The organism is Winogradskyella sp. (assembly GCF_028282165.1).
Taxonomy (GTDB): domain Bacteria; phylum Bacteroidota; class Bacteroidia; order Flavobacteriales; family Flavobacteriaceae; genus Winogradskyella.
The window spans coordinates 28,571-51,240 of the sequence record NZ_JANQIM010000047.1 but is presented as its reverse complement, the minus strand read 5'-3'; the positions used below and the strand labels follow the sequence as shown (position 1 = coordinate 51,240).

General features: G+C 35.1%; 23 protein-coding genes. 4 read left to right on the top strand and 19 right to left on the bottom strand.

Features of this window, described 5'->3' with window-relative positions; all coding sequences use genetic code 11:
• Positions 1-16 precede the first annotated feature (16 nt).
• The 8 genes from miaA to Q0972_RS17425 all read right to left on the bottom strand — a co-directional run bounded on the left by miaA (position 17) and on the right by Q0972_RS17425 (position 7,775).
• Positions 17-919, bottom strand: coding sequence for a tRNA (adenosine(37)-N6)-dimethylallyltransferase MiaA (miaA, locus tag Q0972_RS17460; protein ID WP_299368529.1), 903 nt, complete (start codon positions 917-919; stop codon positions 17-19).
• On the bottom strand, positions 912-1,802 hold the full coding sequence (locus Q0972_RS17455) for an ion transporter (RefSeq protein ID WP_299368526.1): 891 nt from the start codon (positions 1,800-1,802) through the stop codon (positions 912-914). Before Q0972_RS17455 ends, miaA begins: the two co-directional genes overlap by 8 nt.
• A 23-nt stretch (positions 1,803-1,825) precedes the next feature.
• Positions 1,826-3,193 (bottom strand): exonuclease domain-containing protein, encoded by a 1,368-nt coding sequence (locus tag Q0972_RS17450; protein WP_299368551.1) that lies wholly within the window; start codon positions 3,191-3,193, stop codon positions 1,826-1,828.
• A 39-nt stretch (positions 3,194-3,232) separates the two neighbouring features.
• Complete coding sequence (locus Q0972_RS17445; protein WP_299368523.1) at positions 3,233-3,892, bottom strand: YggS family pyridoxal phosphate-dependent enzyme; 660 nt, start codon at positions 3,890-3,892, stop codon at positions 3,233-3,235.
• 97 nt (positions 3,893-3,989) lie between these two features.
• Entirely contained in the window at positions 3,990-5,228 is a 1,239-nt protein-coding gene (locus tag Q0972_RS17440; protein ID WP_299368520.1) for a DUF1015 domain-containing protein, read from the bottom strand.
• A 1-nt stretch (position 5,229) separates the two neighbouring features.
• Positions 5,230-5,877: a M23 family metallopeptidase gene (locus tag Q0972_RS17435; RefSeq protein ID WP_299368517.1), complete on the bottom strand. Its 648-nt coding sequence runs from the start codon at positions 5,875-5,877 to the stop codon at positions 5,230-5,232.
• Positions 5,878-5,880: 3 nt separating this feature from the next.
• Positions 5,881-6,768 carry a 3-hydroxyacyl-CoA dehydrogenase family protein gene (locus Q0972_RS17430; protein WP_299368514.1) on the bottom strand — a complete coding sequence of 296 codons (888 nt, stop codon included), beginning with the start codon at positions 6,766-6,768 and terminating at the stop codon, positions 5,881-5,883.
• 47 nt (positions 6,769-6,815) lie between these two features.
• On the bottom strand, positions 6,816-7,775 hold the full coding sequence (locus tag Q0972_RS17425) for a Gfo/Idh/MocA family oxidoreductase (protein WP_299368512.1): 960 nt from the start codon (positions 7,773-7,775) through the stop codon (positions 6,816-6,818).
• Positions 7,776-7,918: 143 nt separating this feature from the next.
• On the opposite strand from Q0972_RS17425, the gene Q0972_RS17420 reads away from it, so the two are divergent.
• On the top strand, positions 7,919-8,560 hold the full coding sequence (locus tag Q0972_RS17420; RefSeq protein ID WP_299368509.1) for a protein-L-isoaspartate(D-aspartate) O-methyltransferase: 642 nt from the start codon (positions 7,919-7,921) through the stop codon (positions 8,558-8,560).
• On the opposite strand, the gene Q0972_RS17415 is transcribed toward Q0972_RS17420, so the two are convergent.
• On the bottom strand, positions 8,557-10,392 hold the full coding sequence (locus Q0972_RS17415; RefSeq protein WP_299368506.1) for a Xaa-Pro dipeptidyl-peptidase: 1,836 nt from the start codon (positions 10,390-10,392) through the stop codon (positions 8,557-8,559). The two genes, Q0972_RS17420 and Q0972_RS17415, sit on opposite strands and share 4 nt — an antisense overlap.
• A 311-nt stretch (positions 10,393-10,703) precedes the next feature.
• Between Q0972_RS17415 and Q0972_RS17410 the strand changes: the two genes are divergently transcribed.
• Complete coding sequence (locus Q0972_RS17410; protein WP_299368503.1) at positions 10,704-11,507, top strand: hypothetical protein; 804 nt, start codon at positions 10,704-10,706, stop codon at positions 11,505-11,507.
• Between the two features lie 85 nt (positions 11,508-11,592).
• Here the strand turns inward: Q0972_RS17410 and Q0972_RS17405 are convergent, their stop codons facing one another.
• The 7 genes from Q0972_RS17405 to smpB all read right to left on the bottom strand — a co-directional run bounded on the left by Q0972_RS17405 (position 11,593) and on the right by smpB (position 18,189).
• Complete coding sequence (locus Q0972_RS17405; RefSeq protein WP_299368499.1) at positions 11,593-12,300, bottom strand: DUF2927 domain-containing protein; 708 nt, start codon at positions 12,298-12,300, stop codon at positions 11,593-11,595.
• A 107-nt stretch (positions 12,301-12,407) separates the two neighbouring features.
• Positions 12,408-12,749: a helix-turn-helix domain-containing protein gene (locus tag Q0972_RS17400; RefSeq protein ID WP_299368496.1), complete on the bottom strand. Its 342-nt coding sequence runs from the start codon at positions 12,747-12,749 to the stop codon at positions 12,408-12,410.
• Positions 12,750-12,961: 212 nt separating this feature from the next.
• On the bottom strand, positions 12,962-13,873 hold the full coding sequence (locus Q0972_RS17395; protein ID WP_299368493.1) for a haloalkane dehalogenase: 912 nt from the start codon (positions 13,871-13,873) through the stop codon (positions 12,962-12,964).
• Between the two features lie 64 nt (positions 13,874-13,937).
• Entirely contained in the window at positions 13,938-14,504 is a 567-nt protein-coding gene (locus Q0972_RS17390) for a Crp/Fnr family transcriptional regulator (protein ID WP_299368490.1), read from the bottom strand.
• Between the two features lie 26 nt (positions 14,505-14,530).
• On the bottom strand, positions 14,531-15,067 hold the full coding sequence (locus Q0972_RS17385; RefSeq protein ID WP_299368487.1) for a hypothetical protein: 537 nt from the start codon (positions 15,065-15,067) through the stop codon (positions 14,531-14,533).
• A gap of 85 nt (positions 15,068-15,152) precedes the next feature.
• A complete protein-coding gene (locus Q0972_RS17380; protein ID WP_299368484.1) occupies positions 15,153-17,618 on the bottom strand; it encodes a DUF5686 and carboxypeptidase regulatory-like domain-containing protein in 2,466 nt (821 codons plus the stop codon).
• 112 nt (positions 17,619-17,730) lie between these two features.
• Entirely contained in the window at positions 17,731-18,189 is a 459-nt protein-coding gene (smpB, locus tag Q0972_RS17375; RefSeq protein ID WP_299368481.1) for an SsrA-binding protein SmpB, read from the bottom strand.
• Positions 18,190-18,295: 106 nt separating this feature from the next.
• Here smpB and Q0972_RS17370 point away from each other — a divergent pair, with 106 nt between their 5' ends.
• Positions 18,296-19,054: a DUF6503 family protein gene (locus Q0972_RS17370; protein ID WP_299368478.1), complete on the top strand. Its 759-nt coding sequence runs from the start codon at positions 18,296-18,298 to the stop codon at positions 19,052-19,054.
• On the opposite strand, the gene Q0972_RS17365 is transcribed toward Q0972_RS17370, so the two are convergent.
• The 3 genes from Q0972_RS17365 to deoC all read right to left on the bottom strand — a co-directional run bounded on the left by Q0972_RS17365 (position 19,037) and on the right by deoC (position 21,392).
• Entirely contained in the window at positions 19,037-19,927 is an 891-nt protein-coding gene (locus Q0972_RS17365; protein WP_299368475.1) for a histidine phosphatase family protein, read from the bottom strand. The genes Q0972_RS17370 and Q0972_RS17365 overlap by 18 nt on opposite strands.
• A gap of 75 nt (positions 19,928-20,002) precedes the next feature.
• Entirely contained in the window at positions 20,003-20,701 is a 699-nt protein-coding gene (gene deoD, locus Q0972_RS17360; RefSeq protein WP_299368472.1) for a purine-nucleoside phosphorylase, read from the bottom strand.
• Positions 20,702-20,729: 28 nt separating this feature from the next.
• Positions 20,730-21,392, bottom strand: coding sequence for a deoxyribose-phosphate aldolase (gene deoC, locus Q0972_RS17355; RefSeq protein WP_299368469.1), 663 nt, complete (start codon positions 21,390-21,392; stop codon positions 20,730-20,732).
• A gap of 342 nt (positions 21,393-21,734) precedes the next feature.
• On the opposite strand from deoC, the gene Q0972_RS17350 reads away from it, so the two are divergent.
• Entirely contained in the window at positions 21,735-22,379 is a 645-nt protein-coding gene (locus Q0972_RS17350; protein ID WP_299368466.1) for an OmpW family outer membrane protein, read from the top strand.
• Positions 22,380-22,670: the final 291 nt, after the last annotated feature.

Genomic DNA, 22,670 nt, shown 5'->3' with positions numbered 1-22,670 from the left:
CCAAGTGCCGGTTTTTTTATAACTGCTCTTTAACGTAACTCGTTATATTTTCTATGTTGGTTTTATAGTTAAACCATTTAATGGTCTTGTCTTTCCTAAACCAAGTAAGTTGGCGTTTTGCAAAACGTCTTGTATTTTTCTTTATTTCTGAAATGGCAAAGTCTAAGGTACAATGTCCTTCAAAGTAGTGAAAGAGCTCTTTGTAGCCAACTGTGTTAAGTGCATTAAGATGTCTTAAAGAAAATAGACGTTCTGCCTCTTCAACAAGACCTTCATCAATCATAATATCAACTCGTTCGTTGATTCTGTTATAGATTATCGCTCGCTCAGCATCCAATCCTACAGTAATGGTATTAAAAGAACGCTTTTTCTCAGGATTGGTCAAAAAAGAGGAATATGGTTTGTTGGCGCCCATACAGATTTCAAGAGCTCTAACAACACGTTGTGGATTATCGATAGCAATGGTTTGATAAGCTACTGGATCTAAATTTTTTAACCTCTTTTGTAAGGATTCTAGTCCATGTGCTTTAAACTCTCTATTAAGTTCTGTTCTAATTGTTTTATCAACTTCAGGAAAATCGTCTAAGCCTTTTGTAACGGCTTTAACGTACAAGCCCGAGCCACCGACCATAATGGCAAAAGGATTGTTCTTGTGAATATTTTCAATAATGTTGATGGCATCTCGTTCAAAATCACCTACAGTATAATTGTCTTTAATGGATTTGTGTTGTATAAAATGGTGCTTAACCGCATTTAATTCTTGTGCCGATGGTACTGCAGTTCCTATTTGCATTTCTTTATAAAATTGCCTTGAATCCGCAGAGAGAATTTCAGTATTAAAGTATTGAGCTAATTTTATACTTAATGCTGTTTTTCCGATAGCCGTTGGTCCTACTATGGAAATTAGAGTTTTAGTCATGATGTAATTCGTGTCCGCACTTATGGCAAAAAAGCGCCTCGTCGAGATGGTTGCCACAAAGACAGTTAGAACAAGATTGTGTATTTGTCTGTACGTTACGTTTATTAAACTTGGTCATTTCAGAAGAAACGATTCCTGTAGGAACTGCAATAATGGCATAACCCATAATCATTATAAAAGATGCAATAAATTGCCCTAGCGGCGTTGCTGGTGCAATGTCGCCATAACCGACCGTTGTTAAAGTGACTATGGCCCAATAGACACTTTTAGGAATACTTGAAAAGCCACTGCCTTCTTCGCTCTCTACCAAATACATAATAGTACCTAATATAATACAGATAATAACAACAAATAATAAGAAGACACCTATTTTGGCACGACTGGTTTTTAAGGCTCTCACAAAATTTGTGGACGCTCCTATATAACGCGTCAGTTTCAATATTCTGAAAACACGCATAAGTCTTAAAGCTCGTAGCGCAACAAGTGACTGGGAGCCAACAATAAAGAATGACAAATACATTGGGATTGTTGATAGAAAATCTATAATGCCATAAAAGCTAAAAATGTATTTACTTGGTTTTTTTACAGAAACAATTCTTGCGATATATTCTATTGAGAATAATATGGTAACTACCCATTCTGAGATATAAAAGAAATTATCATTTAAAAGTCTAACGAAATCTGACAAAAGCCCTTGAGGATTGATACGAAAATCCTCTGGTGTACAACCAGAACTACAAACACTCTCTAGCATCACTAATATGATACTGATAATAATAACTATCAATAAACTTACATCGAATATCTTTCCTAATGGTGTGTCGGCTTCATAAATGATTTCATGTAGTTTTGAGCGCCAGGTATGTTTTGTAGTGGGTTCCATTATTTAAAAGTACGAAAGAAAAGTTAGTTGCCTAAATTTACAATTTTTAGGCGTTTATTTCTTCGCATATAACTTTGAATAATGTGTTGCGTATCCCTGTTGTTCTGCATTGGCGTAATAAGTGATTCTAGAATTTCTCGATTGTTAATCTGATAGTTTAAGTCAAAAAAACCAATACCTCTAAATATGCCATCTTCTATAAAGATGACGCTTTTTTCATCGATATCTCTTCCTCTATCTATAAGAAGCATATTCTTGTTGTCGTAGGTGTTTTTTTCAATAACGGCTATGGCACGTTTATTATAGATTTCGGGTGCTTCTTCATTGATACAAGCTCCATTACAATCTTCGATTCCGTAATTAAAACAGCTACTCTCGGATTTCTGTAGGCCACATAATTTGTTGCAAAGTTGATAGGTTTCTACCATTTTATTCATAAACGAAATACCACTTTTTCTATTTGTAAATGTAGTGATGGGTTTTTCGTCTTTTTTTAATTGGCTTATTCGTAGATTTATGTAGCCATTATCGTCTATAAAACTGTACAAACCTTGTGAGAACTGGTTGCGTTTTAATGCTCTATTTAAAATGGGTTTGTTGGTTTTAATCTCTTCACTCTCCTTTAAAAGTGCTACAAGCTCACTGCCGGTTTTTTCATAAGTAACGGCAGCTACATGAACCTGTATTTTTTTTGATTTAGAATTCTTGTTGGTAAAATGTTGCGTGATACGTTTTCTTATATTGTTGCTTTTACCTATATATATAATATTTCCATTGGCATCATGAATGTAGTATACGCCTATATCGCTTGGTAATTCTTCAATAATATCCTTAAGGTTTGGTGCTAGTTTAGATTTTTTTTCAATTTTTATGGCCTGCTTGATAATTTTTTTATCTGAATCCTTATTAAGCAGCATTTTGAATAGCTTTACAGTAGCCAAAGCATCACCATTGGCACGATGCCTATCACTAACAGGAATACCAAGAGCTCGAGTTAATTTACCTAAACTGTAGGATTCCATATCGGGCATTAATTGTTGCGATAACTCTACGGTGCAGAGTGTCTTACGCTTAAAATCAAAACCTAAGCGTTTAAACTCGGTCTTTAAAATGCGATAGTCAAACTCAGCATTGTGGGCAACTATAATAGCATCTTCGGTAATTTCTACAATGCGTTTGGCTAGTTCATAAAACTTTGGAGCATTCTTTAACATATTGGAATTAATCCCTGTAAGATTAACAACAAACGGTTGAATTTCGCGTTCGGGATTAACTAAAGAAATAAACTGGTCGGTAATTTTGTGTCCATCAAAACGGTAAATTGCAATTTCGGTAATGCCTTCTTCATTATACTTACCTCCAGTAGTCTCTATGTCTAATATTGCGTAAATCAGTTAAAAGTTAAAAGTTAAAATATGAATTACTACCACTCACTGATAATGTCTTGCGCCAAAGATATTGCTACCTACACGTATCATCGTACTTCCACATTCTATGGCCAATTTATAATCACCACTCATGCCCATACTTATAGTTACAAGCTGGTTGTAATCGGTTTGTAATTTATCAAATGTTGTCTTTAGAAATTTAAATTCTCGTTCTACTTGCGTCATATTGGCTGTAAAAGTAGACATTCCCATTAAGCCTTTTATACTAACGTTATTTAATTCTAAAAATTCTTTAGAACTCAAAAGTGTAGAGGCATCCTCTGCAGACATTCCAAATTTACTGTCTTCTTCGGCAATTTTTATTTGAAGTAAGCAATTAATAATTCTATCGTGCTTTAGGGCTTGCTTGTTTATTTCTTTTAATAATTTTAAGCTATCTACACCATGGATTAGGCTCACGAATTCGGCCATATATTTTACTTTGTTTCGTTGTACATGGCCAATCATATGCCAGTGAATATCTTTTGGCATTTGTTGGTGCTTTTCAACCATTTCCTGGATTTTGTTTTCTCCAAAAATACGGTGGCCAGCATTATAGGCTTCCATTAAGTCACTTACAGGTTTTGTTTTGGATACGGCCACTAAAGTGATATGTTCTGGTATAGAGGATTTTATGTCTAAGAGATTTTGTTTTATGCTCATTTATTTCTTTTCCTTATTTGATGAGGTTTTGGAAATGCTTAGATACTGAAATACTGAAACAAGTTCAGCACAGGAAAGTTTAGAATAGCACAAGGCGTCAATATTCATAAATTGTAATTCCACTTCTTAACTTGGGTAATATGTAAGTGCTTTTTGGTGGCATTTTTAGACCTTCATCTGCAATTTCTTTCATTTGTTGCACCGTTGCAGGACACATTCCAAAACCTACTTTAAACTCACCACTATCCACACTGCTCTTAATAGTAATCATTTCGTGTTTGCCATGTACATACTCAATTCTATTGTCATTTCTCAAATCGTCAATACCTAATATAGGCTTCAAGATGGTTTTATAGAGTAGTTGTGCATCTAACTTATCTAGTGCTGTATTAAATTCATAATTGGTTTTCCTTAAATAGAGCGAATAAAACTCACCGTCTAGGTACATACTAAAATGATGAGGTTTAGACGGATGGTAGGGTACTGTACCACGATTTTCTATTCTAAAATTAGTATCGAGTTTAATAAGAAACGCTTCCTTTGTTAAACCATTTAAATCTTTTATGAGTCGGCTAAATTCCTGAATTACCAAGTCGGATTCAGGAATAAGATAAGACATAAAGAAGTTATAAGATTCAGTTCCGTCGTGATTGGCATTCTTTTCTTTTTCTTCTTTGTAGAGTAGAAATGATGAAGCCGATCTATGGTGACCGTCTGCAATATAAATGGTCTCCATTTTATTAAACTCTTCCTGAATGGTTGCGATAGTGTCCTCGTTATCGATTTTCCATAGATAATGTGTGTCTCTGTAGGTCATTGTAAACTCAAATTCGGCATGCGCTTTTTGAGCGTCTATGATAATGTCTGAGATAATATTATTATCAGGATAGGTTAGTAATACAGGTTCAGCATTAAAACCTACAGTGTGTAAGTAGTTTTTAAAAGTTTGCTCTCGTTTGGCTATGGTCTCTTCGTGTTTTTTAATAATATCGTTTTCATAGTCTTCAGCACTTGTAGCAGCAATAATTCCGTTAAATACTTGTTTGTGTCTGTTTACAATTTTGTACACATAAAGTGACGCTTTTTTATCAGTAATAAAAATACCATCCTCCTTAAATTCTAGATAGCGATTTCTTACCAATTTGTAACGTTCATTACCTGTAACTTCCTGAGAGTATTTATAACCAGGATTTACAATATGAAGAAAACTATATGGGTTATAGTCCATACGAGATTCGCGCTCATCGATTGTGTAACTCTGATAAGGACGAGCTGCCACCAAGCCAACTATTGCTCGCGTGGGTTTAACTGCTTTAAATGGAATGATCTTTGCCAATTTAATCTCTGTTTTTTCTAATAAAATCTGTTGGGTCTAAATACCCATTGGTGTCATCAGAATTGCTTCTGCCAATTTCCATATCTAAGGAATCTCTGATTTCAAAATGTAAATGGGTGTGATATAATTTATTACAAGTGATAATTGTTCCGATTTGTTCACCTTTTTTTATAAACTGATGAGGTTTTACAAGCAATTTGTTGCAATGTGCATATATAGATTCATATAAGTTTCCATCCAATAAATGCACAATTTTTATGACATTTCCCCACTTGCTCAAATACTCTTTTGCTTCACTTATGTAGCCATTTCCAATAGCGTAAACAGGTTTGTCCAAAAGTATTTCTTCTATGCTAACCCCGTTTGAGTTATCTCCTAGATTGTTTTTAGCTCCAAACCTCTGCATATTAAAATTCCTCATACCCATGACATTTAATTTTGTAACAGGGAAATCGAAATCTTTTGCAATGTATTGAGGATTGTTTGCGAATAATGATTTATAATCTACTTCTTTATCAGATTCTTTTTTTGATTCTACTTCGGTGTGCTCTTCTTCATAGGAATTAAAACCTTCTGTAGATATTTTTCTGTTTTCTTTACAGGAAAAAATTATGAGTGATAAAACTAGATATCTAAAAATCCTATTCATCCATTAAGAAAATTGCTTCGAAACCTTTTCAGCTTTTTTACTTTCAGAGTAATCATAAAAACCTTCTCCAGATTTTACACCTAGCTTACCTGCTCTTACCATATTTACTAAGAGTGGGCACGGTGCATATTTTGGATTCTTAAAACCATCGTACATCACATTTAATATAGATAAACATATATCCAACCCAATAAAATCAGCCAATTGCAGTGGCCCCATAGGATGTGCCATTCCTAATTTCATAACGGTATCAATTTCTTGTACGCCTGCTACACCATTGTAAAGTGTTTCTATAGATTCGTTAATCATTGGCATAAGAATACGATTGGCTACAAAACCAGGATAGTCGTTAACTTCGGTAGGAATCTTGCCCAATGTTCTAGACAACTCCATAATAGTATTGGTCACTTCGTCGCTTGTATTATAGCCTCTAATGATTTCTACCAATTTCATGATTGGCACAGGATTCATAAAATGCATTCCTATCACCATTTCTGGTCTAGATGTAACAGCTGCAATTTGCGTAATGGAAATAGAAGAGGTGTTCGTTGCCAAAATAGTATCCTCTCCACAAGCTTCATCCAACTGCTTAAAGATATTTAGCTTTAAATCTACGTTTTCAGTAGCAGCTTCAACCACCAAGCCTGCATATTCAACACCTTCCGTAATATTTGTAAACAAAGTAATATTGTCTAAAGTCGCTTGCTTATCGGCTTCGGTGATTTTTTCTTTGGCAACCATACGATCTAAATTTCTCGATATGGTTTCAACCCCCTTTTTAAGAGAAGCTTCGTTAATATCTATGAGTTGTACTTTAAATCCAGATTGTGCAAAGGTGTGGGCAATACCATTGCCCATAGTTCCTGCTCCGATTACGGCTACGTTTTTCATCTAAAAAATTTAATTTATGGTATTATGAGATTCCCAAACTTTGGGAACTAAAACTGATTAATAATCATTGTTGCTACACGCAATGCTTCTGTGCCATCATGTAAGGTCACTATAGGTTTTGTGTTGTTATTAATAGCATCTGCAAAAGTTTCAAGCTCATCGAGTATCGCATTGTTGTTATCTATTTCTGGGTTGTCAAAATATATTTGTTTTTTAACGCCCTCTGCATTTTGTAAAATCATATCAAAATCTCCCGGGTTTTCTGGAGCATCTTTCATTTTCACGACTTCGCATTTCTTTTCTAGGAAATCAACAGAGATATAGGCATCTTTTTGGAAAAAACGTGTTTTTCGCATGTTCTTAAGTGAGATACGGCTTGCCGTTAAGTTGGCAACACATCCATTTTTAAACTCAATCCGTGCATTGGCAATATCTGGTGTTTCACTAACAACGGCTACGCCACTTGCGGAAATGTGTTTTACGGGCGATTTAACAACGCTCAAAATGATATCAATGTCATGGATCATTAAATCTAAAACCACTGGTACATCTGTACCACGTGGATTAAATTCCGCCAAACGATGGGTCTCAATAAACATAGGATTATCGATCTTATCCCTTACAGCAATAAATGCAGGATTAAAGCGCTCTACATGGCCAACTTGCCCTTTAACGCCATGTTCTGCAACTAATGTCCTAATCGTTTCTGCTTCTTCTACTGTTTTTGTAATTGGCTTTTCAATAAAAATATGCTTCCCTTTATTTATTGCCTTTTTGGCACAGTCGTAATGCGAAAGGGTAGGTGTTACAATATCTACAACATCAACGGCTTCTATTAAGTCATCAATGGAATCAAAGTAGATATACCCAAATTCTTCAGCAACACGTTTTGCATTTTCTGTATCGGCATCATAAAACCCAACAAGCTCATATTTATCAGATTGGTTGAGTAACCTCAAATGAATTTTCCCGAGGTGGCCAGCACCAAGAACACCAGCTTTTAGCATGTTTTTCAGTTTTTAACAAAAATAGGCGTTTTGCATCAAAAATTTAAAAAAGAAGATATAAAAAACTGCGAATTCAATAATTGAATTTTGAGATAGGAATTTGCTTTTCTTTGGGTTAATTTTGTGTGAAACTAAACTAAGATTTGAAAGATACATTTAAGCATAAAGGAATGCGTCAACAATTGGTTGACTCCATTAGAAAACATGGGATTAAAGATGAAACTGTACTCAACGCCATTAACAAAGTTCCAAGACATCTTTTTATGGATTCTGGTTTTATAGATCATGCTTATGTAGATAAGGCATTTCCAATTGCCGCAGATCAAACCATTTCTCAACCTTATACTGTAGCGTTTCAAACAGAATTATTGCAAGTGAAATCTGGTCATAAGGTTCTTGAAATTGGAACTGGAAGTGGCTACCAATGTGCAGTTTTAATTGAGTTGGGTACTAAAGTATATAGTATAGAACGACAACAGCAACTCTTTAAAAAAACATCTAAATTCTTACCTAAAATAGGATACAGAGCCAAGAAATTAATCTTTGGCGATGGTTACAAGGGCTTGCCAGAAGAAGCACCATTCGATAGTATCATAGTTACTGCGGGTGCACCTTTTGTTCCTAAGCCTTTGTTAAGTCAACTCAAAGTAGGCGGGCGATTAGTAATTCCGGTTGGTGATGATGTGCAAACGATGACCCTTTTTATTAGAAAAGGGCCAAAGGAATTTGAAAAGCACGAGTTTGGTAAATTTCGATTTGTGCCTTTGTTGGAGGACAAAAACTAATTTACAAACTTTTTGTAGGCCTCTTCGCCACCAACTACAGGCAAAGTTAAAGTGGTTTTATCTAGTTGGACAGTTAACTGTGTTCCAGGCTCTGGATGGATAGTGAATTCTTGGTCGCTAGAAAAAATCATCAAGCCAATCTGCTGACCAGCTTTAATGATTTGATCATCGGGTTGCAATTCAAAATTCACAGTGTAATAACGACCAGGTACTAAATCTTCCTCATTAGTTAAGGACTTATGGTTTTTAGGATCTGCCCAGCCACGAGTTATGATATTATCTGTAATTTTTTTGGCACTATCGTTCCAAGGCAATGAGACTAACCAAACCGATAGATTTGCTGCTGGTTTATTGCAGGATAAAGTGATTTTTACTTTAGGAACACCAGAGATGTGGAGATCACTTTTTAGTTTTGGTGTTACATATAGTAATCTGTGTTTGGAGCTTTTGGCTTTAGCAAGGTCTTTTCCGGAAAAAGAGACATCGTCGCTAAACGTTTCACCAATCTCTACAATATTATCCTCTAAGGTCAACCCTCCGGAAGTTATACCACCAGGAGTAAGTTTCAAAGCCACATCTTGAGCACTAGGATTAGGATAATCTAAATAAGCAGTTGGTTGCTGTTGGTCATCATATTCTCTAACGATATATGCTTTATTTTTTTCTTTATCAACACCATTATCAATACCATGAAGGTATTTAGTAAACCATTTGTTCATAATCGCTACAGGAGGTGGGCCGCCATGTCCATTTTGATGGTAATAGATTTGATGTGGTAAGCCTTTTTCCTTAGCAGCTTTATAAATGCGATAGCTATGTTCTGGCATTACATTCCAATCATTAAATCCATGAGCCATTAGTAAGGCAGCTTTCATATTATCCATTTGGTTAAGGTAATCACGTCCTGCCCACCAATCATTATAATCTCCAGTCTGTCTATCCATATGATCCATCATTTCTGTATCACGTACTAATTTGTTATTGTATGCACGTTTATCTTCATCACCACTATGTATAAAATCATAAAGCACATCTATATCTTCGCCAAGATACCCACCAGGTGAACGTACCAGACCATAAGAACGGTAATAATGGTAATACGATGTATTTGGGGCAATAGGTATAATAATCTCCAATCCTTCTACACCAGTGGTAGCTGCTGCTAAAGGCAGTGTACCATTGTATGATGTTCCTGTCATACCTACTTTTCCTGTGGACCAATATGCTTTTACTTCTTCATTCCCATTACGTTCAGTATAGCCTTTAGCGCGTCCACACAGCCACTCGATAACAGCTTTAGGTGCTAAGGATTCATTGGAGCCACCTACTGTTGGTGCTCCATCGGACAAGCCTGTTCCTGGTGAGGAAGAATGTACTACAATATAACCTCTTGGGACCCATTTTTTGATATGAGAGTTTGAAATGATTGGTCGTTGTCCACGACGCTTTACCTCAGGATGCACACGTGCTTTGGATGTACCACCAAGTTCGCGTTTTACATCCCACATAATACCTTGTACATCTTCTGCAACTCCAGCAAAGTATGGACTCGTGACATAAATAACAGGAAGCTTTAAGTCTTCGGTTTCGGTTTGTTTTGGTCGTGTTACCGAAACATGCATTCTATCTAGTTCTCCATCACCATCTGTGTCAAATTCAGTTTCTACCCAAAGGTCGTGGCGTAACCATTGTCCAGGATTGTTAAAAGCTTCAACGATTTGTGCTTCTCCATCCTTAAAAACAGGAACAGCTTTTTCTTTTGCATTTTGGGCGCAGCTAAACAAAGTGAAAGTTAATGCTGCAATTAAGAACGAACAGGATTTAGATGTCATGAACATGATATTTTAATTTTTATAAAAATAAGGACAATAGATAAGTCCTCAAATACTTTAAGATAAGTTTCAGATATTAACTCGAACAGGCAACTTAATTATTTGGTGATAAAGCTATGTTTAAAAAAAATTATCTTGAAATTCCTGTGTTAGGAAGCTAATGGATATCCAATCATCGATACTATTTACTACTTGGCGATTTGTTACTTGGAGGTAACCACTTTTTCTGTGACTTAATGTTATTAGAGCTAGTAAATGAAATTGTTATAAATTAAATTTGAGAAGTTATTAACTGTATAAAATTATTAAATATGAAAAAAATTAGTTATTTATTTGCTTTTTTGTTAATTGCAGTGTCTTGTAGCAAAGAAGAAGTTGTTGACGAAAATGCAGCATTCAGCTCGGATGCAAACCCTGTATTTACAGGTGAAGTCGTAACCGATACGGGTTTGTTCGATAAGGTCTTTAAAATTTACGGAAATACACACCGTGCATTTGATCAAGCGGATAGCGATGGTAAATTTTATGAATTGGGCTTTGTTGTTACCGAGAATTCTCAAAACCCAGGTGAAGTCTATTTGAGAACAGGAATGGACACTTGGGAAAGAATGAATGAAGGTAGAGCAAGTAATATCGCTGGTTTCTGGGATACTTTATCTAAAAATAATTCTAAAGACGCTAGAATTATCCAAGCTGGGACAAACCCAAACAAAGTTTATTTATTCTTTGGTAACAATGGACGTAATTACAAAGCCTTTAGAGTAGATAGGGGTGAAGTATTAAAAGAACACAACCAGCCAGTTAGAACATTACCTGGCGGTTTTAAAGCTGGTAGTCTTTTCTTTCACAATACTGATAGAGCAGATTTCCCTGCTAATTGGTTAGGTGTTAAAGGTAAAAGAATATGGAATTTTGGATCTAGCCTAAGTAATACACCTTCTTTAATTCCTATAAGAGCTGGTGGATTTGGCGGTGCTGATTTAAATAAGAATATAAGACGTATTCAAGGTGATAATTCAGCTTTCGTAAGACGTATTGATATTGAAAGAATAAATGGTACAGTATTTACAGTTCAGAAAGAGCGAAATAATGGTATCAATTTCTATAAAGACTAAATAATAAACGGATTCAGTTTGTTAAACAAGAGTTGTTTAATAGCAGTAAAAAAACGGGAAGTCAATTGCTTCTCGTTTTTTTTTATTAAAAAACTAGCAAAGCTTCATCAGGGCACATACCCGGTAAGAGATTGGAAGACAACATTTGGCCGATAAACTCTAAATCTGTTGGACTGTAATTTTGGTTTTGTATAAACTGATTGAAGATACTTGAGTCATCCAATACTGTATCGTTAATTAGACCTAAGGACTGTGCCAATTCTTCGCGCAGCACATGTTGCAAATCTTCAAATTGTGTGAAGTTAACATTGTCTATACAAACGGAGGCCGCTACTATACGAAAATTGTTGTCCCAAAATATAGAGGTAAACCCACGTGATCCTTCTGCAAATCCTTCTGCCTGTGGTTCTATTTCGGCAACATATTCTTCTTTAGTACCAAAGAAAACGATCAAATCTGCCTCATTTTGTGAATTTACCTCAATAAGCTGTTGAGAGTTACCGGTACTATTCAATTCTGAAATAATACTATTTAATTCTTCGAGTAAAATAGAATCTACATTTCCTTCAATAAAAAAGTTTACATCGCCAACCCACTTTCTAAGACGCTCCGATCCATCACCAAATTCTTCATTGAAAGCCACATCATAAAATAGAAGTTGTGTTTCACTCAAATTTGAAATATCCACAGTTGCACAATTACTTCTACCCACTGGCTCATTGGAGCATCCTAAGCAACTAAATACAATAACTATAGCTGTAGATAGTAAGGATAAGTGATTTTTGATCTCCATAACAATGATGCTTTAAGTAGTTCCTAAAAATAAAAAGATTTGGTATGTTGAGCCTACTTATTTACTAAATTGTTTATCTGATTTTAAAAAGAAGAGACTCAGAAATCTTAATGCTCTATAAAGCTTTTATCTGGGTAGTTTTTGAGCGTCCAGAAATGTATACTTTCAATAATAGGATATAACGATTTTCCCTTTGGTGAGAGCTGATAAATGGTTTTAGATTCTTTTACAACCGTTTTTTTCAATACCATTTTTTCGTCAATTAGTTCATTTAGATTTTTAGTGAGAACCTTACTTGAAATGGAAGGCACATATGTCCTAATTTTTCCGAAGGTCAATGGTTCATCATATAGAAGACACAACAAAGATAATTTCCACTTTCCACCGAATTTAAAATCAAAAAATATTGTTGTGACTTGATCTGGGTTTTCTACAAAGGCTCTTGGCATTAAAACAACTTTTTACATAAAAATAGATTTAAGTGCTATCAATTCCAAAACATGCTGTTATTTTCTGGTTACCAATTGGTAACCTTAATAAGTAACGACCTTTCTACCATACTGTAATAAAGCTCTTGTTCTTAGACTAGATTAATTTTCTAGCCTATTAGCACGAGACCCTCTAAGAACAGGATCCGACACCAGGTGTAATATCCTCATATTTATTTATTCTTTATCTTATCAAAGTATTCTAATGCTTTTTTTGCAATGAGTGCTCCACCAGCTTCTTGCACAAAATGGCCGCCATTGGGAATTTCTAAAGGTTCGGGGCAACCTTTTATCAGTGTCTGCATATGCTTCATTACAGGAGGGCCAAGTAAAGGATCTTTCATGCCTACGGCCATAAAAGTTGTTCCTTCCCATTCATTTTTCCAAAATTCGGCAGCTCTTAATGAGGTTGCCACCCCCTCTAAATGCGGTTCTTCAGCAACTAATTGCGGGAATTTCCTAACACCAGCTTTGTATGTTTTATCGGGAAAAGGAGCCTCATATGCAGCAGCATCTTTATCAGAAATTCCTGGGGCATATGTTTTGAATAATTTTACTAAATCTACATTTTCAGGTTTTGTGATTTCTCCTTTCCATTTTGCAAATACAGGTCCTGCGGGTTTACCATTAATCAATGCCGTATTCATTATTATTAACCGTTTAAATCTATCCGGGATTTCCATTGGCAACGTTAAGCCCAAGAGGCCTCCCCAGTCTTGAACTACGAGGGTAATATTGTAAAGATTCAATCGCTCGATAAGTTTAAGTAGGTAATTACGATGAAAATGAAAAGTATAGGTTTCCTCTAGGATGGGCTTATCCGATTTTCCAAAACCTATTAAATCTGGTGCGATAGCTCTATTCCCATTTTTTGTGAAAACAGGAATCATTTTTCGGTATAAAAAGCTCCAGCTTGGTTCGCCGTGAAGAAGTAAAAATGTATCATCCGAATTCTTATCACCTTCATCTATATAATGAATTCTTAATCCTTCATATCCTTCTAAATCATCGATGTAATTTGGTTTGAAATCGTAATCTGGTAAATTCTCAAATCTATGGTCTGGTGTTCTTAAGGCTTCTATCATGACAACATGTTTTAATTATGGTGCAAAGCTAGCTTGCCAAAAGATTCAATTGGCAGACAAATGTCTAAAAAGAGATATTTTTTCTAATACGACTTAAATGGCGTTGGGTAACACCTAAATATGATGCCAAATAATGCAGTGGTATATCGTGTAAGTATTCAGGATTATTGATCAATAGATCTTGATAGCGCGTTTCGGCATTTTCGCGTTGCAATAAAAATAAGCGCCTCTCTATGTTAACAAATTCCATCTCGGCAATTTGCTTGAAAAAACGTCTCCAGTTTGGGTAATGTAATTCTAGATAATGGACATGTTCTTTAGAGATTAATAATAATTCCATTTCGGTTAACGCCTGTATATTTTCCTCAGATGGCTTTTCAGTAATCCATGAAGTATATGCAGTAACTAATGCATTTTTAAAAGTAAAACAGTATGTAACCTCTTCACCCTCTGATGAGTAATAAAAAGATCTGAGAATACCTGATTTTACGTAGGCAATCTGGTTACTAATTTGTCCCTCTTGACTAAGAAATTCACCTTTCTCCAAAATAGATGGTACGGCTAGATCTAAAAATGCTTCTATTTCTTTATTTGAAAGAATTTTGAAGGAATTAAGATATTCTTTTATCATGGGTCTTATAACCTACGGAAGTATTATTAGTCTTTTTTGGAATTTAAATACCTGCCCGGAATAGGATGCTCTTCAGATTCTTGCATCCAAAAGATATTGATAATCCACCAACGCTCACCATCATTTAACAGTTGGATGCTATTAATACCTCGCATAAAGGGTTCTTGGTCATTTTTATTTTGGAGGGATTTATAAGATACATAAGTACTGAAAACTTGAGAAATATTTCCAAAGGTATGTACTTCCCTGTTATGTTCTACTTCATGAAAACCGTTTTCTAGCAACCATTTGCCAGAGCTATAGATATAATCCTCAGGTGTCATATAACGTGCAGTATATTTACCGTCTTGGGTTTTTCCACTAGGAATAAGCTTCGCATCTTTGTGAAATAGGTATTTAAACAATTCCCAATCGCGCTCTACACCAGCATCACCAGAAATAACATCATAAAGGGTTTTAATTGTACTATCTAATGTTGCGACATGTTTGGCGTAGTCTTTGGTGTTTTCTTGGGCATTTAGACAAACTGAAATTAAAGCAAGTACTAAAAGAATATTTTTCATGATATTTAGTTTATAAGTGGATTCCTGCCTTGCACCTCCGCTAAAGCTATTGAGGGCTCGGACGCAGGAATGCAGAACAATAAAGTTAAAAGAATTTTAGCCCAAACAAAATCGTATCTCCTATAAAACCGCCACTCTGGTAGGAGCGTATATAGTCAAACCTTAAGAAACGGAATTTGCCCCAACCAATATTGTCAACACCAACAGTAAATTCGTGATAAGGTTTGCTATCTGGTGTAGCCAAATTATGTGCGCCTACAATGAGGTTAAAGTTGAGTTTGTTTAACAAGGGGATTTTACCCAAAATAAAACCATTAAAATCGTGCTCGGCATGCATCTCCAAATAGCTGTCGTTGGTGCTTAAATCGTAATACCCCAAATTGTTAAATACATCACTGTAGTTACCGCGTCTGCTTATATTAATTTGATTACCGTTAAAATGTTGGAAATCCATGAAAGCAATATTATCGGCATTAAAGAACTTACCCGTTCTTATGTTATATCTAAAACGACCCTTATCCGCAATATTAAAAGCTTGGTATATTCGAGCTTTTATTTGATCAAAATTATAATCGGAATTGGTGGCCCCAAATCCTTTTTCGTAGCTTAATACCAAAGTTGGATAGGCATCATTATCAATGTTGAATTTACTGTCTGGATAGCTCAAATACTTTTGCCCAAAATTAATTCGCCCTGTGACATTGAACTTTATGATGTTATGATTTTCAAATGGCGCGTCGGTACTTGTAGGATCTAGCGGATTATTACTCAGATATTCTACATCTGCCCTTGGGTAAAAGGTTTGGTCAGTGGTATTGAAAAGCGCATTTCTTTGCTCATAAGCTATATTAGAAAATAACCGAAATCCATTAAATAATTCTTCGGAATAATTCAATTGAATAAAACGACGTTCATAGAGTTTCATATAGTTTTCCTCAGCGAATAGCGTCGCAAGCGTATTCCCAAATGGCGTAATTGGATCTGCAGGATTGAATTGCTGAACTTCTTCGCCTCCAGATAAGGTTAAAAAGCGGCGGTTAGTATTGTTGAATTTGTACGTTAGCGATCCAGTAACACGAATGCGTTCATCCGAAAATCCATATTGAAAACCTGCATTTGCCGAAAAGTAGCGTCTAAAATCGTCGTAACGTTTTGTGTAGAATAAATTCACTTTTCCTGTGTAGCCTTGTACAGTGTTGAATTGAATCCCTCCTAAAGGAATATCAAACCCTAGACTATAATCTTTATGCGAGTTTTTGTAAGTATAGCCGAGGATATCTCCCAGTTTGAATTTATTTTCTACGCGATCTACGGAATCCAAATAGGTTTTAGATTCCCTCACAATTTGAATACTATCTTTTTTAATGTAGTCAGTACGTTCTTCTACGGTTAATGGAACAGGTCTTATCCCTTTCCAGAATAGAGTGTCTTTTTTATTGGCTTCATTTTCAAAAGCGACGAGTTCTGGCCCAAAATCGTCTCGAGTTAGACCAGAGTTAAATTCATAATTACTGTAAACCGCCGTAAAACGACCATCACCTTTAATACCAAGAAGACCATATTTAAAATCGATACTTTGCGAAATCAAAGCCCATAATTTATCTTTTTCAGAATATGAAAAGCTTTGCTTAAGGGATATCAAATCTACGGCTGGGATTCTTGATTGTGTTCCTGTGATATCCAATTCAATCGCATAAATGGTCCATTGCTCTTCGACGATATAAATGGTTCCTGAAAACACAGGGTCATTCTTACGTTTTGGTGTTACTGTAATTTTATTGATGAGGTTGCCGCGATCATCATAAAATATCCCTTCTAATCGATATCGGTAATAGCCAAAGGCATTATTGGCAATTGGTGATACTATTTCGTTTCCAAATTCAATGGTATTGTTATAAAAATTATAATCGACGTCTTGCGCATTATTAAAACTGAAACCATTGTCGTTACCGCTAACTTTAGAAGCGGTAATCTTTTCCTTTAGCAAGCCTGGTCTTAGGTATTGAATTTTTGAAATAGTTTCTGATAAATAAATAATACCGCTTCTTGTGGAATCTAGACCACCTCCTAAATCGCCGATGTCCTGACCGAGAATTTTTTCAGGAGCATCCTTTATTCGTATGAGACCTCTCGAATAAAAATCAGCTTTAAACGAATTAACTTTTTCAAGGTTCTCTTTTCGTTTGTCAATAGCTTTTCGGATTATAGCATTTGCAGGGTTTTCTTCAGTACTAACAACCACTTCATTTAATGAGACGGATTCTTCCTCTAGAGTAATGTCCATTTTATAAGGAAATTGGTCGATATCAACTTCCTTTTTAACTGTTTTATAGCCTAAATAAGAATATACAATGGTGTAGGTTTTAGGTTCTGAAATATTGAGTTCATAATAGCCATCGTCATTGGTCGTAGTACCTTTAAAAGTGTTTTCAATAATTACATTGACAAATGGAAGGGGATTGTTTTTGTTATCTGTAATGGTCCCAGTGATTTGAGCGGTAAGTACAGTGTTACATAGAATAAATAATACACTCAGTAAAGTTTTGTTCATGTATTGAAGTTGATGGTTATATATTTAGACGCTTTAATTCAACGAATGGTTGCCCCTATTGTTTCAAACATAGATTAAAATTACCTTTAGATAGGTTATAGCATTCTTAAATTTATCGAAAACTTTTCTTAATACGATCTAAATTACGTTTATTATCTCGATCTTTTATGGTTTCGCGCTTATCGTAGAGTTTTTTTCCTTTCGCCAGGGCTATTTCTAATTTTGCCAGACCTTTGTCATTAATAAACAACCGAAGCGGTATAATGGCGTTACCTTTTACATTTACTTCTTTTTCAAGTTTTTTAAGCTCACGTTTATTGAGCAATAATTTGCGCTCTGCTTTTGGTTTATGGTTGTAGTAATTGCCAAAGACATACTCTTCAATGGTCATATTGATTACAAAAAGCTCACCCATGTCATTGAACTCGCAAAAGCTTTCTGCAATAGAGGCCTTGCTCGCTCTGATAGATTTAATTTCAGTGCCAGTAAGCACAATTCCAGCCATATATTTATCTAATATCTCGTACTGAAATCTCGCTTTTTTGTTAAGTATGTTAACCGTTTTTTGCATGGGTGGCAAAGGTAATTGTTAAAGTTAAAAGTTGAAAGTATTACGTTAAAAGTTGAAATATGTAAACAAATCTTTAGTTTTACGACTTTCAATTGCAAATATAAATATGAAGCATATATACGTAATATTGTTAGTTTTTTTAGTTTTTGGTTGTAAACAAGAGACTAAGACTGAAAAGCTTTCTGCACAAGATATTGTAAATAAATCTATTGAAACCTCAGGAGGTAAGACCTTTGAAAATTCAGTTATTAGGTTCGATTTTAGAGACAAGTATTATGTAGCAAGAAGAAATAAGGGCAACTTTTCTTTAATTAGAATCTTTTCTAATGATAAGGATTCGGTTTTTGATTTGTTAACAAATAATAGTTTTGAACGTTTTGTTAATGGTAATAGAACAATACTCGAAGATTCTATAGCTAACAACTATTATGCTTCCGTAAATTCAGTGCACTATTTTTCTGTTTTGCCTTATGGATTAAATGACCAAGCCGTCAATAAAACCTTGGTAGGGGAAGAGCAAATAAAAAATAAAGATTATTATAAAGTTCAGGTAACTTTTAATGAAGAAGGTGGTGGCGAAGATTTTGAAGATGTTTTTATTTATTGGATTGATAAAGAAACATTTAAGCTAGACTACTTGGCGTATTCATATAATGAAGATGACGGAAAGGGGATGCGTTTTAGAGTAGCTTATAATGAACGTTATGTAGACGGATTACGCTTTGTTGATTACTATAACTATAAACCTGAAGACGACAATTTAAAGCTTCGTGATATGGGTAAAGCATTCGATAATAATCAATTAAAACTGCTATCAAAAATTGAACTCCGAAATGTTGAGGTTGAATTAATCGACTTTCAGTAGCGTAGATGTCTTAGAATCATTTGTTAGTGTTACGATATAGAGATTAGCGTTGTTGTCTTCCGTTATTTCATTATATTTTCTTTCTTTCAGCAAAGCATTAGCAAATAGTGGAGTTGTATTACTATGTCCCACAATTAATACGGTTTTACCCTTTGTAGTTTCCATAAATTCTTTGGAGTACATGTTATTTGGGTCATAATACGTAATTTCTACATCATGAGCTTTTGCAGTAGGTAGAGCAGTTTCCTTAGTTCTGTGATAGTTTGTAGAATAGACCATATCGAACTTTACATCTTTAAAGGTGCTAGCCCAATTTTCAGCTCTTTTTTTGCCAGCTTCTGTTAAATGTGGATCTTCATTGGAGTTGTCCGATCGGTCTTTTTCAGCATGTCTAATAAGATAATAGGTCGAAGGTTGCGATTCCGCAATAAATTTCTCCTCAAACGGCCCCTCCCAAATCACTTCTTCTATCATCCATTTACCATCGTCCTTTGATAATAATACATAATCCAACCCCCAAGCTGCCGTAACTTTGGCAGCCGCAATATGATTACTAATTTCTAGAACCTTAACGCTACGCATTTTTGTTTCGGTACGGGTTCGTCCTTTGTCCTTAAGGGTCTGAGCTAACTTAAGTGCATTCTCATAGCTTAAATGCTGATAGTATTTAAAATCTCCCGTTTCCTTGTCTCTTAAATAACCAAACTTATAGAGTCTTGGCTTTATGGCTGCTTTTAATTTTGTGGTATCACCTTGATAAAACCCATCAATGTAGTTATTTAGAGTTGCTTCTATTTGAGCTTTATCAGATAAATCTTGAGAAAATATAGTGAATGATAAAAAAAGCGATAGAGCGGCGAATAAAGTTTTCATTTTTAGAGTGATTGGTTATACACTCAAAAATAGACTAGAAAAAATGGTTTGGTTTTAAAAGTATGTTAAATAAGATTAAGCTAATTCTAAGGCTATTTCAATCATACTTTTAAAGGTGGTTTCGCGATCTTTACTTGTGGTACGCTCGCCGGTGACCAAAGAATCCGATATCGTAAGAATAGCTAACGCATTTACGTTGTGCTTAGCGGCTACGGTGTAAAGCCCTGCAGCTTCCATCTCTACGCAAAGTACGCCAAACTTAGACCATTTTTTGTAAGACTCAATATCGTCTTCATAGAATTCGTCCGATGATAAAACGTTGCCTGCTTTTATAGGTATATTTTTGGCTTTTGCAGCTTCTATGGCTTTAAGGAATAATCCAAAATCTGCTGTTGGTGCATAGTCGGCACCACCAAAACGTAACTCATTAACGCCTGATGTAGAAGAGGCGGCCATGGCCAAAACTACATCTCTAATTTGCACATCTTTTTGATATGAACCTGCACTTCCGACTCTAATCAAGTTTTTAACACCGTATTCTTTAATAAGCTCGTTTGCGTAGATAGAAATACTTGGTATGCCCATACCATTTCCCATAGCAGAAACACGTTTCCCTTTGTAGGTGCCTGTATAACCATACATAGCCCTAACTTCGTTAAAGCAAAAATAATCATCAAAAAAAGTTTCGGCTATCCATTTGGCCCGTAATGGGTCTCCTGGTAATAAAATAGTTTCTGCGATTTCGCCTTTTTTGGCGCCAATGTGTACACTCATGCTGTAAAGTTACGCAAAGTGTTTTAAACTAATATGCAGAATGGGAGGTTTGGTCGGTCATCATTGCAACTCCCGAAGACGCGCCAATTCTGTGTACGCCAACTTCAATATATTTTAAAGCGGTTTCGGCATCTCTAATGCCACCAGATGCTTTTATCTTTAATTGGTCTTTTACACTTTTTTTCATGATTTTTACTGCGGTCAGTGTAGCACCGCTTTTAGAGAATCCTGTTGAGGTTTTTACAAAATCTGCTCTTGCATCTATACATATTTCACAGGCTTTCACAATCTCATTCTTAGAAAGTTCACTGATCTCCAAAATCACTTTTAATGGTGTGAGTCCAATTGCACGTTTCACATCGCTAATATCCTTGAGTACAGCAACATGGTTTTTGCTTTTTAGGCGACCAATATTCATTACCATATCGATTTCTGAAGCACCTTGTTCAATAGCTTTTTTAGCCTCAAAAATTTTAGCTTCGGTCGACATAGCGCCCAAGGGAAAGCCAACAACGGTACAAACCTTAACGTCAGAACGTCCAAGAGCTTGCTTGGCAATTGGGACATAACTGCTGTTAACACAAACAGAATAGAAATTATATTTTAGTGCTTCTTCGCAAAGATTAAGTATGTCGGCTTCAGTCGTTGTTGGACTTAACAGTGTATGGTCTATGTATCTATTTAACTCCATTTATTATAAGTAGGGTTTTGACAAAAAAATAACTATAGTAATTCCCTTACAGTTTGAGGGAAAACTAGACAAGATTAATTGTGTCTTAAATTGTGTTGGAATTAAATAGCTCGATAAAATTAATGATTTATCCGTTAAAGTGTGTGTTAAAATTCAAAATTTATTGTGCATTTCATCGAAAAATATGTTTACGTCAATGCAAATACCTGTAATACAGAAACTTATTTTTAGTGTATTTTTTTAGTCGTAAGTGTAGACTATTTAAGTTTTTGATTCATGATATTTATCAGTATTTGAGGCATTTTAAGACTTTATTTTTGTGGGAAATTTAAAAATAACAACATGAAAAATTTATTATTATTTGCCTTATTATTGGGTTTTACATTTAACCTTAATGCACAAGATACTGAGCCCGACGATGATTTTAAAAAATGGCAAGTGAGATTAAGATTGATTAATATCATCCCAAATGAATCTGCGGATATTGAAACCATAAACGGTGATGTTGATATCAGTACGGCAATTGTGCCTGAATTGGATTTTACGTATTTCTTTACTAAACACTGGGCTGCAGAGTTAATTCTTGGTACCGCTAATCATGATGTTGATGCTGTAAATACAGATGTTGATAATATAGATTTAGGTGATGTGTGGTTACTTCCTCCAACTTTAACGTTACAATATCACTTTTATTCAGGTGATCTTAAACCGTATTTAGGTGCTGGTATTAATTATACTATTTTTTACGGTGTCGATGAAGGACCTACTGCCGATAATATTGAGTACGATAATAGTTTTGGTTTCGCATTTCAGAGTGGTTTTGACTACATGCTTAACGATAAGTGGTTTGTAAATCTCGATGCTAAATACATCTTCATCAACACTGAAGCAACTATAGATGCTACATCTGAACTTGGTGCTATCGTAAGAGCTGACGTAGATATTAATCCTTTTGTTATTGGACTTGGTATAGGTATGAAATTCTAACTAACTCAATTAATATAAACAGAAATAGCCTCATTTAATGAGGCTTTTTCGTTGGTGTTCTTTATATAGATTTCAATTTTAGAAGCACAACTTTCGTATGTTTACATTATTTATTGCCAATGGCACCACAATACTTTGTAATAAGATGCGTTTTATTTAAGAGTAAAAATTTTGAATACTATATTGCCAAGACATCAAAATCTATTGCAAAAGGAAAGCAACACGTCCAAAATCCGATAGCTTTTCGAATTTATTTCGGTGTTGCTTAAACCAACCAATCACTATATAGAC

Bases quoted from the DNA above. Each gene is read 5' to 3' on its own strand.
- miaA (WP_299368529.1), bottom strand. From the start codon at position 919: ATGACTAAAACTCTAATTTCCATAGTAGGACCAACGGCTATCGGAAAA.
- Q0972_RS17455 (WP_299368526.1), bottom strand. From the start codon at position 1,802: ATGGAACCCACTACAAAACATACCTGGCGCTCAAAACTACATGAAATC.
- Q0972_RS17445 (WP_299368523.1), bottom strand. From the start codon at position 3,892: ATGAGCATAAAACAAAATCTCTTAGACATAAAATCCTCTATACCAGAA.
- Q0972_RS17435 (WP_299368517.1), bottom strand. From the start codon at position 5,877: ATGAATAGGATTTTTAGATATCTAGTTTTATCACTCATAATTTTTTCC.
- Q0972_RS17430 (WP_299368514.1), bottom strand. From the start codon at position 6,768: ATGAAAAACGTAGCCGTAATCGGAGCAGGAACTATGGGCAATGGTATT.
- Q0972_RS17425 (WP_299368512.1), bottom strand. From the start codon at position 7,775: ATGCTAAAAGCTGGTGTTCTTGGTGCTGGCCACCTCGGGAAAATTCAT.
- Q0972_RS17415 (WP_299368506.1), bottom strand. From the start codon at position 10,392: ATGACATCTAAATCCTGTTCGTTCTTAATTGCAGCATTAACTTTCACT.
- Q0972_RS17410 (WP_299368503.1), top strand. From the start codon at position 10,704: ATGAAAAAAATTAGTTATTTATTTGCTTTTTTGTTAATTGCAGTGTCT.
- Q0972_RS17405 (WP_299368499.1), bottom strand. From the start codon at position 12,300: ATGGAGATCAAAAATCACTTATCCTTACTATCTACAGCTATAGTTATT.
- Q0972_RS17400 (WP_299368496.1), bottom strand. From the start codon at position 12,749: ATGCCAAGAGCCTTTGTAGAAAACCCAGATCAAGTCACAACAATATTT.
- Q0972_RS17395 (WP_299368493.1), bottom strand. From the start codon at position 13,873: ATGATAGAAGCCTTAAGAACACCAGACCATAGATTTGAGAATTTACCA.
- Q0972_RS17390 (WP_299368490.1), bottom strand. From the start codon at position 14,504: ATGATAAAAGAATATCTTAATTCCTTCAAAATTCTTTCAAATAAAGAA.
- Q0972_RS17385 (WP_299368487.1), bottom strand. From the start codon at position 15,067: ATGAAAAATATTCTTTTAGTACTTGCTTTAATTTCAGTTTGTCTAAAT.
- Q0972_RS17380 (WP_299368484.1), bottom strand. From the start codon at position 17,618: ATGAACAAAACTTTACTGAGTGTATTATTTATTCTATGTAACACTGTA.
- smpB (WP_299368481.1), bottom strand. From the start codon at position 18,189: ATGCAAAAAACGGTTAACATACTTAACAAAAAAGCGAGATTTCAGTAC.
- Q0972_RS17370 (WP_299368478.1), top strand. From the start codon at position 18,296: ATGAAGCATATATACGTAATATTGTTAGTTTTTTTAGTTTTTGGTTGT.
- Q0972_RS17365 (WP_299368475.1), bottom strand. From the start codon at position 19,927: ATGAAAACTTTATTCGCCGCTCTATCGCTTTTTTTATCATTCACTATA.
- deoD (WP_299368472.1), bottom strand. From the start codon at position 20,701: ATGAGTGTACACATTGGCGCCAAAAAAGGCGAAATCGCAGAAACTATT.
- deoC (WP_299368469.1), bottom strand. From the start codon at position 21,392: ATGGAGTTAAATAGATACATAGACCATACACTGTTAAGTCCAACAACG.
- Q0972_RS17350 (WP_299368466.1), top strand. From the start codon at position 21,735: ATGAAAAATTTATTATTATTTGCCTTATTATTGGGTTTTACATTTAAC.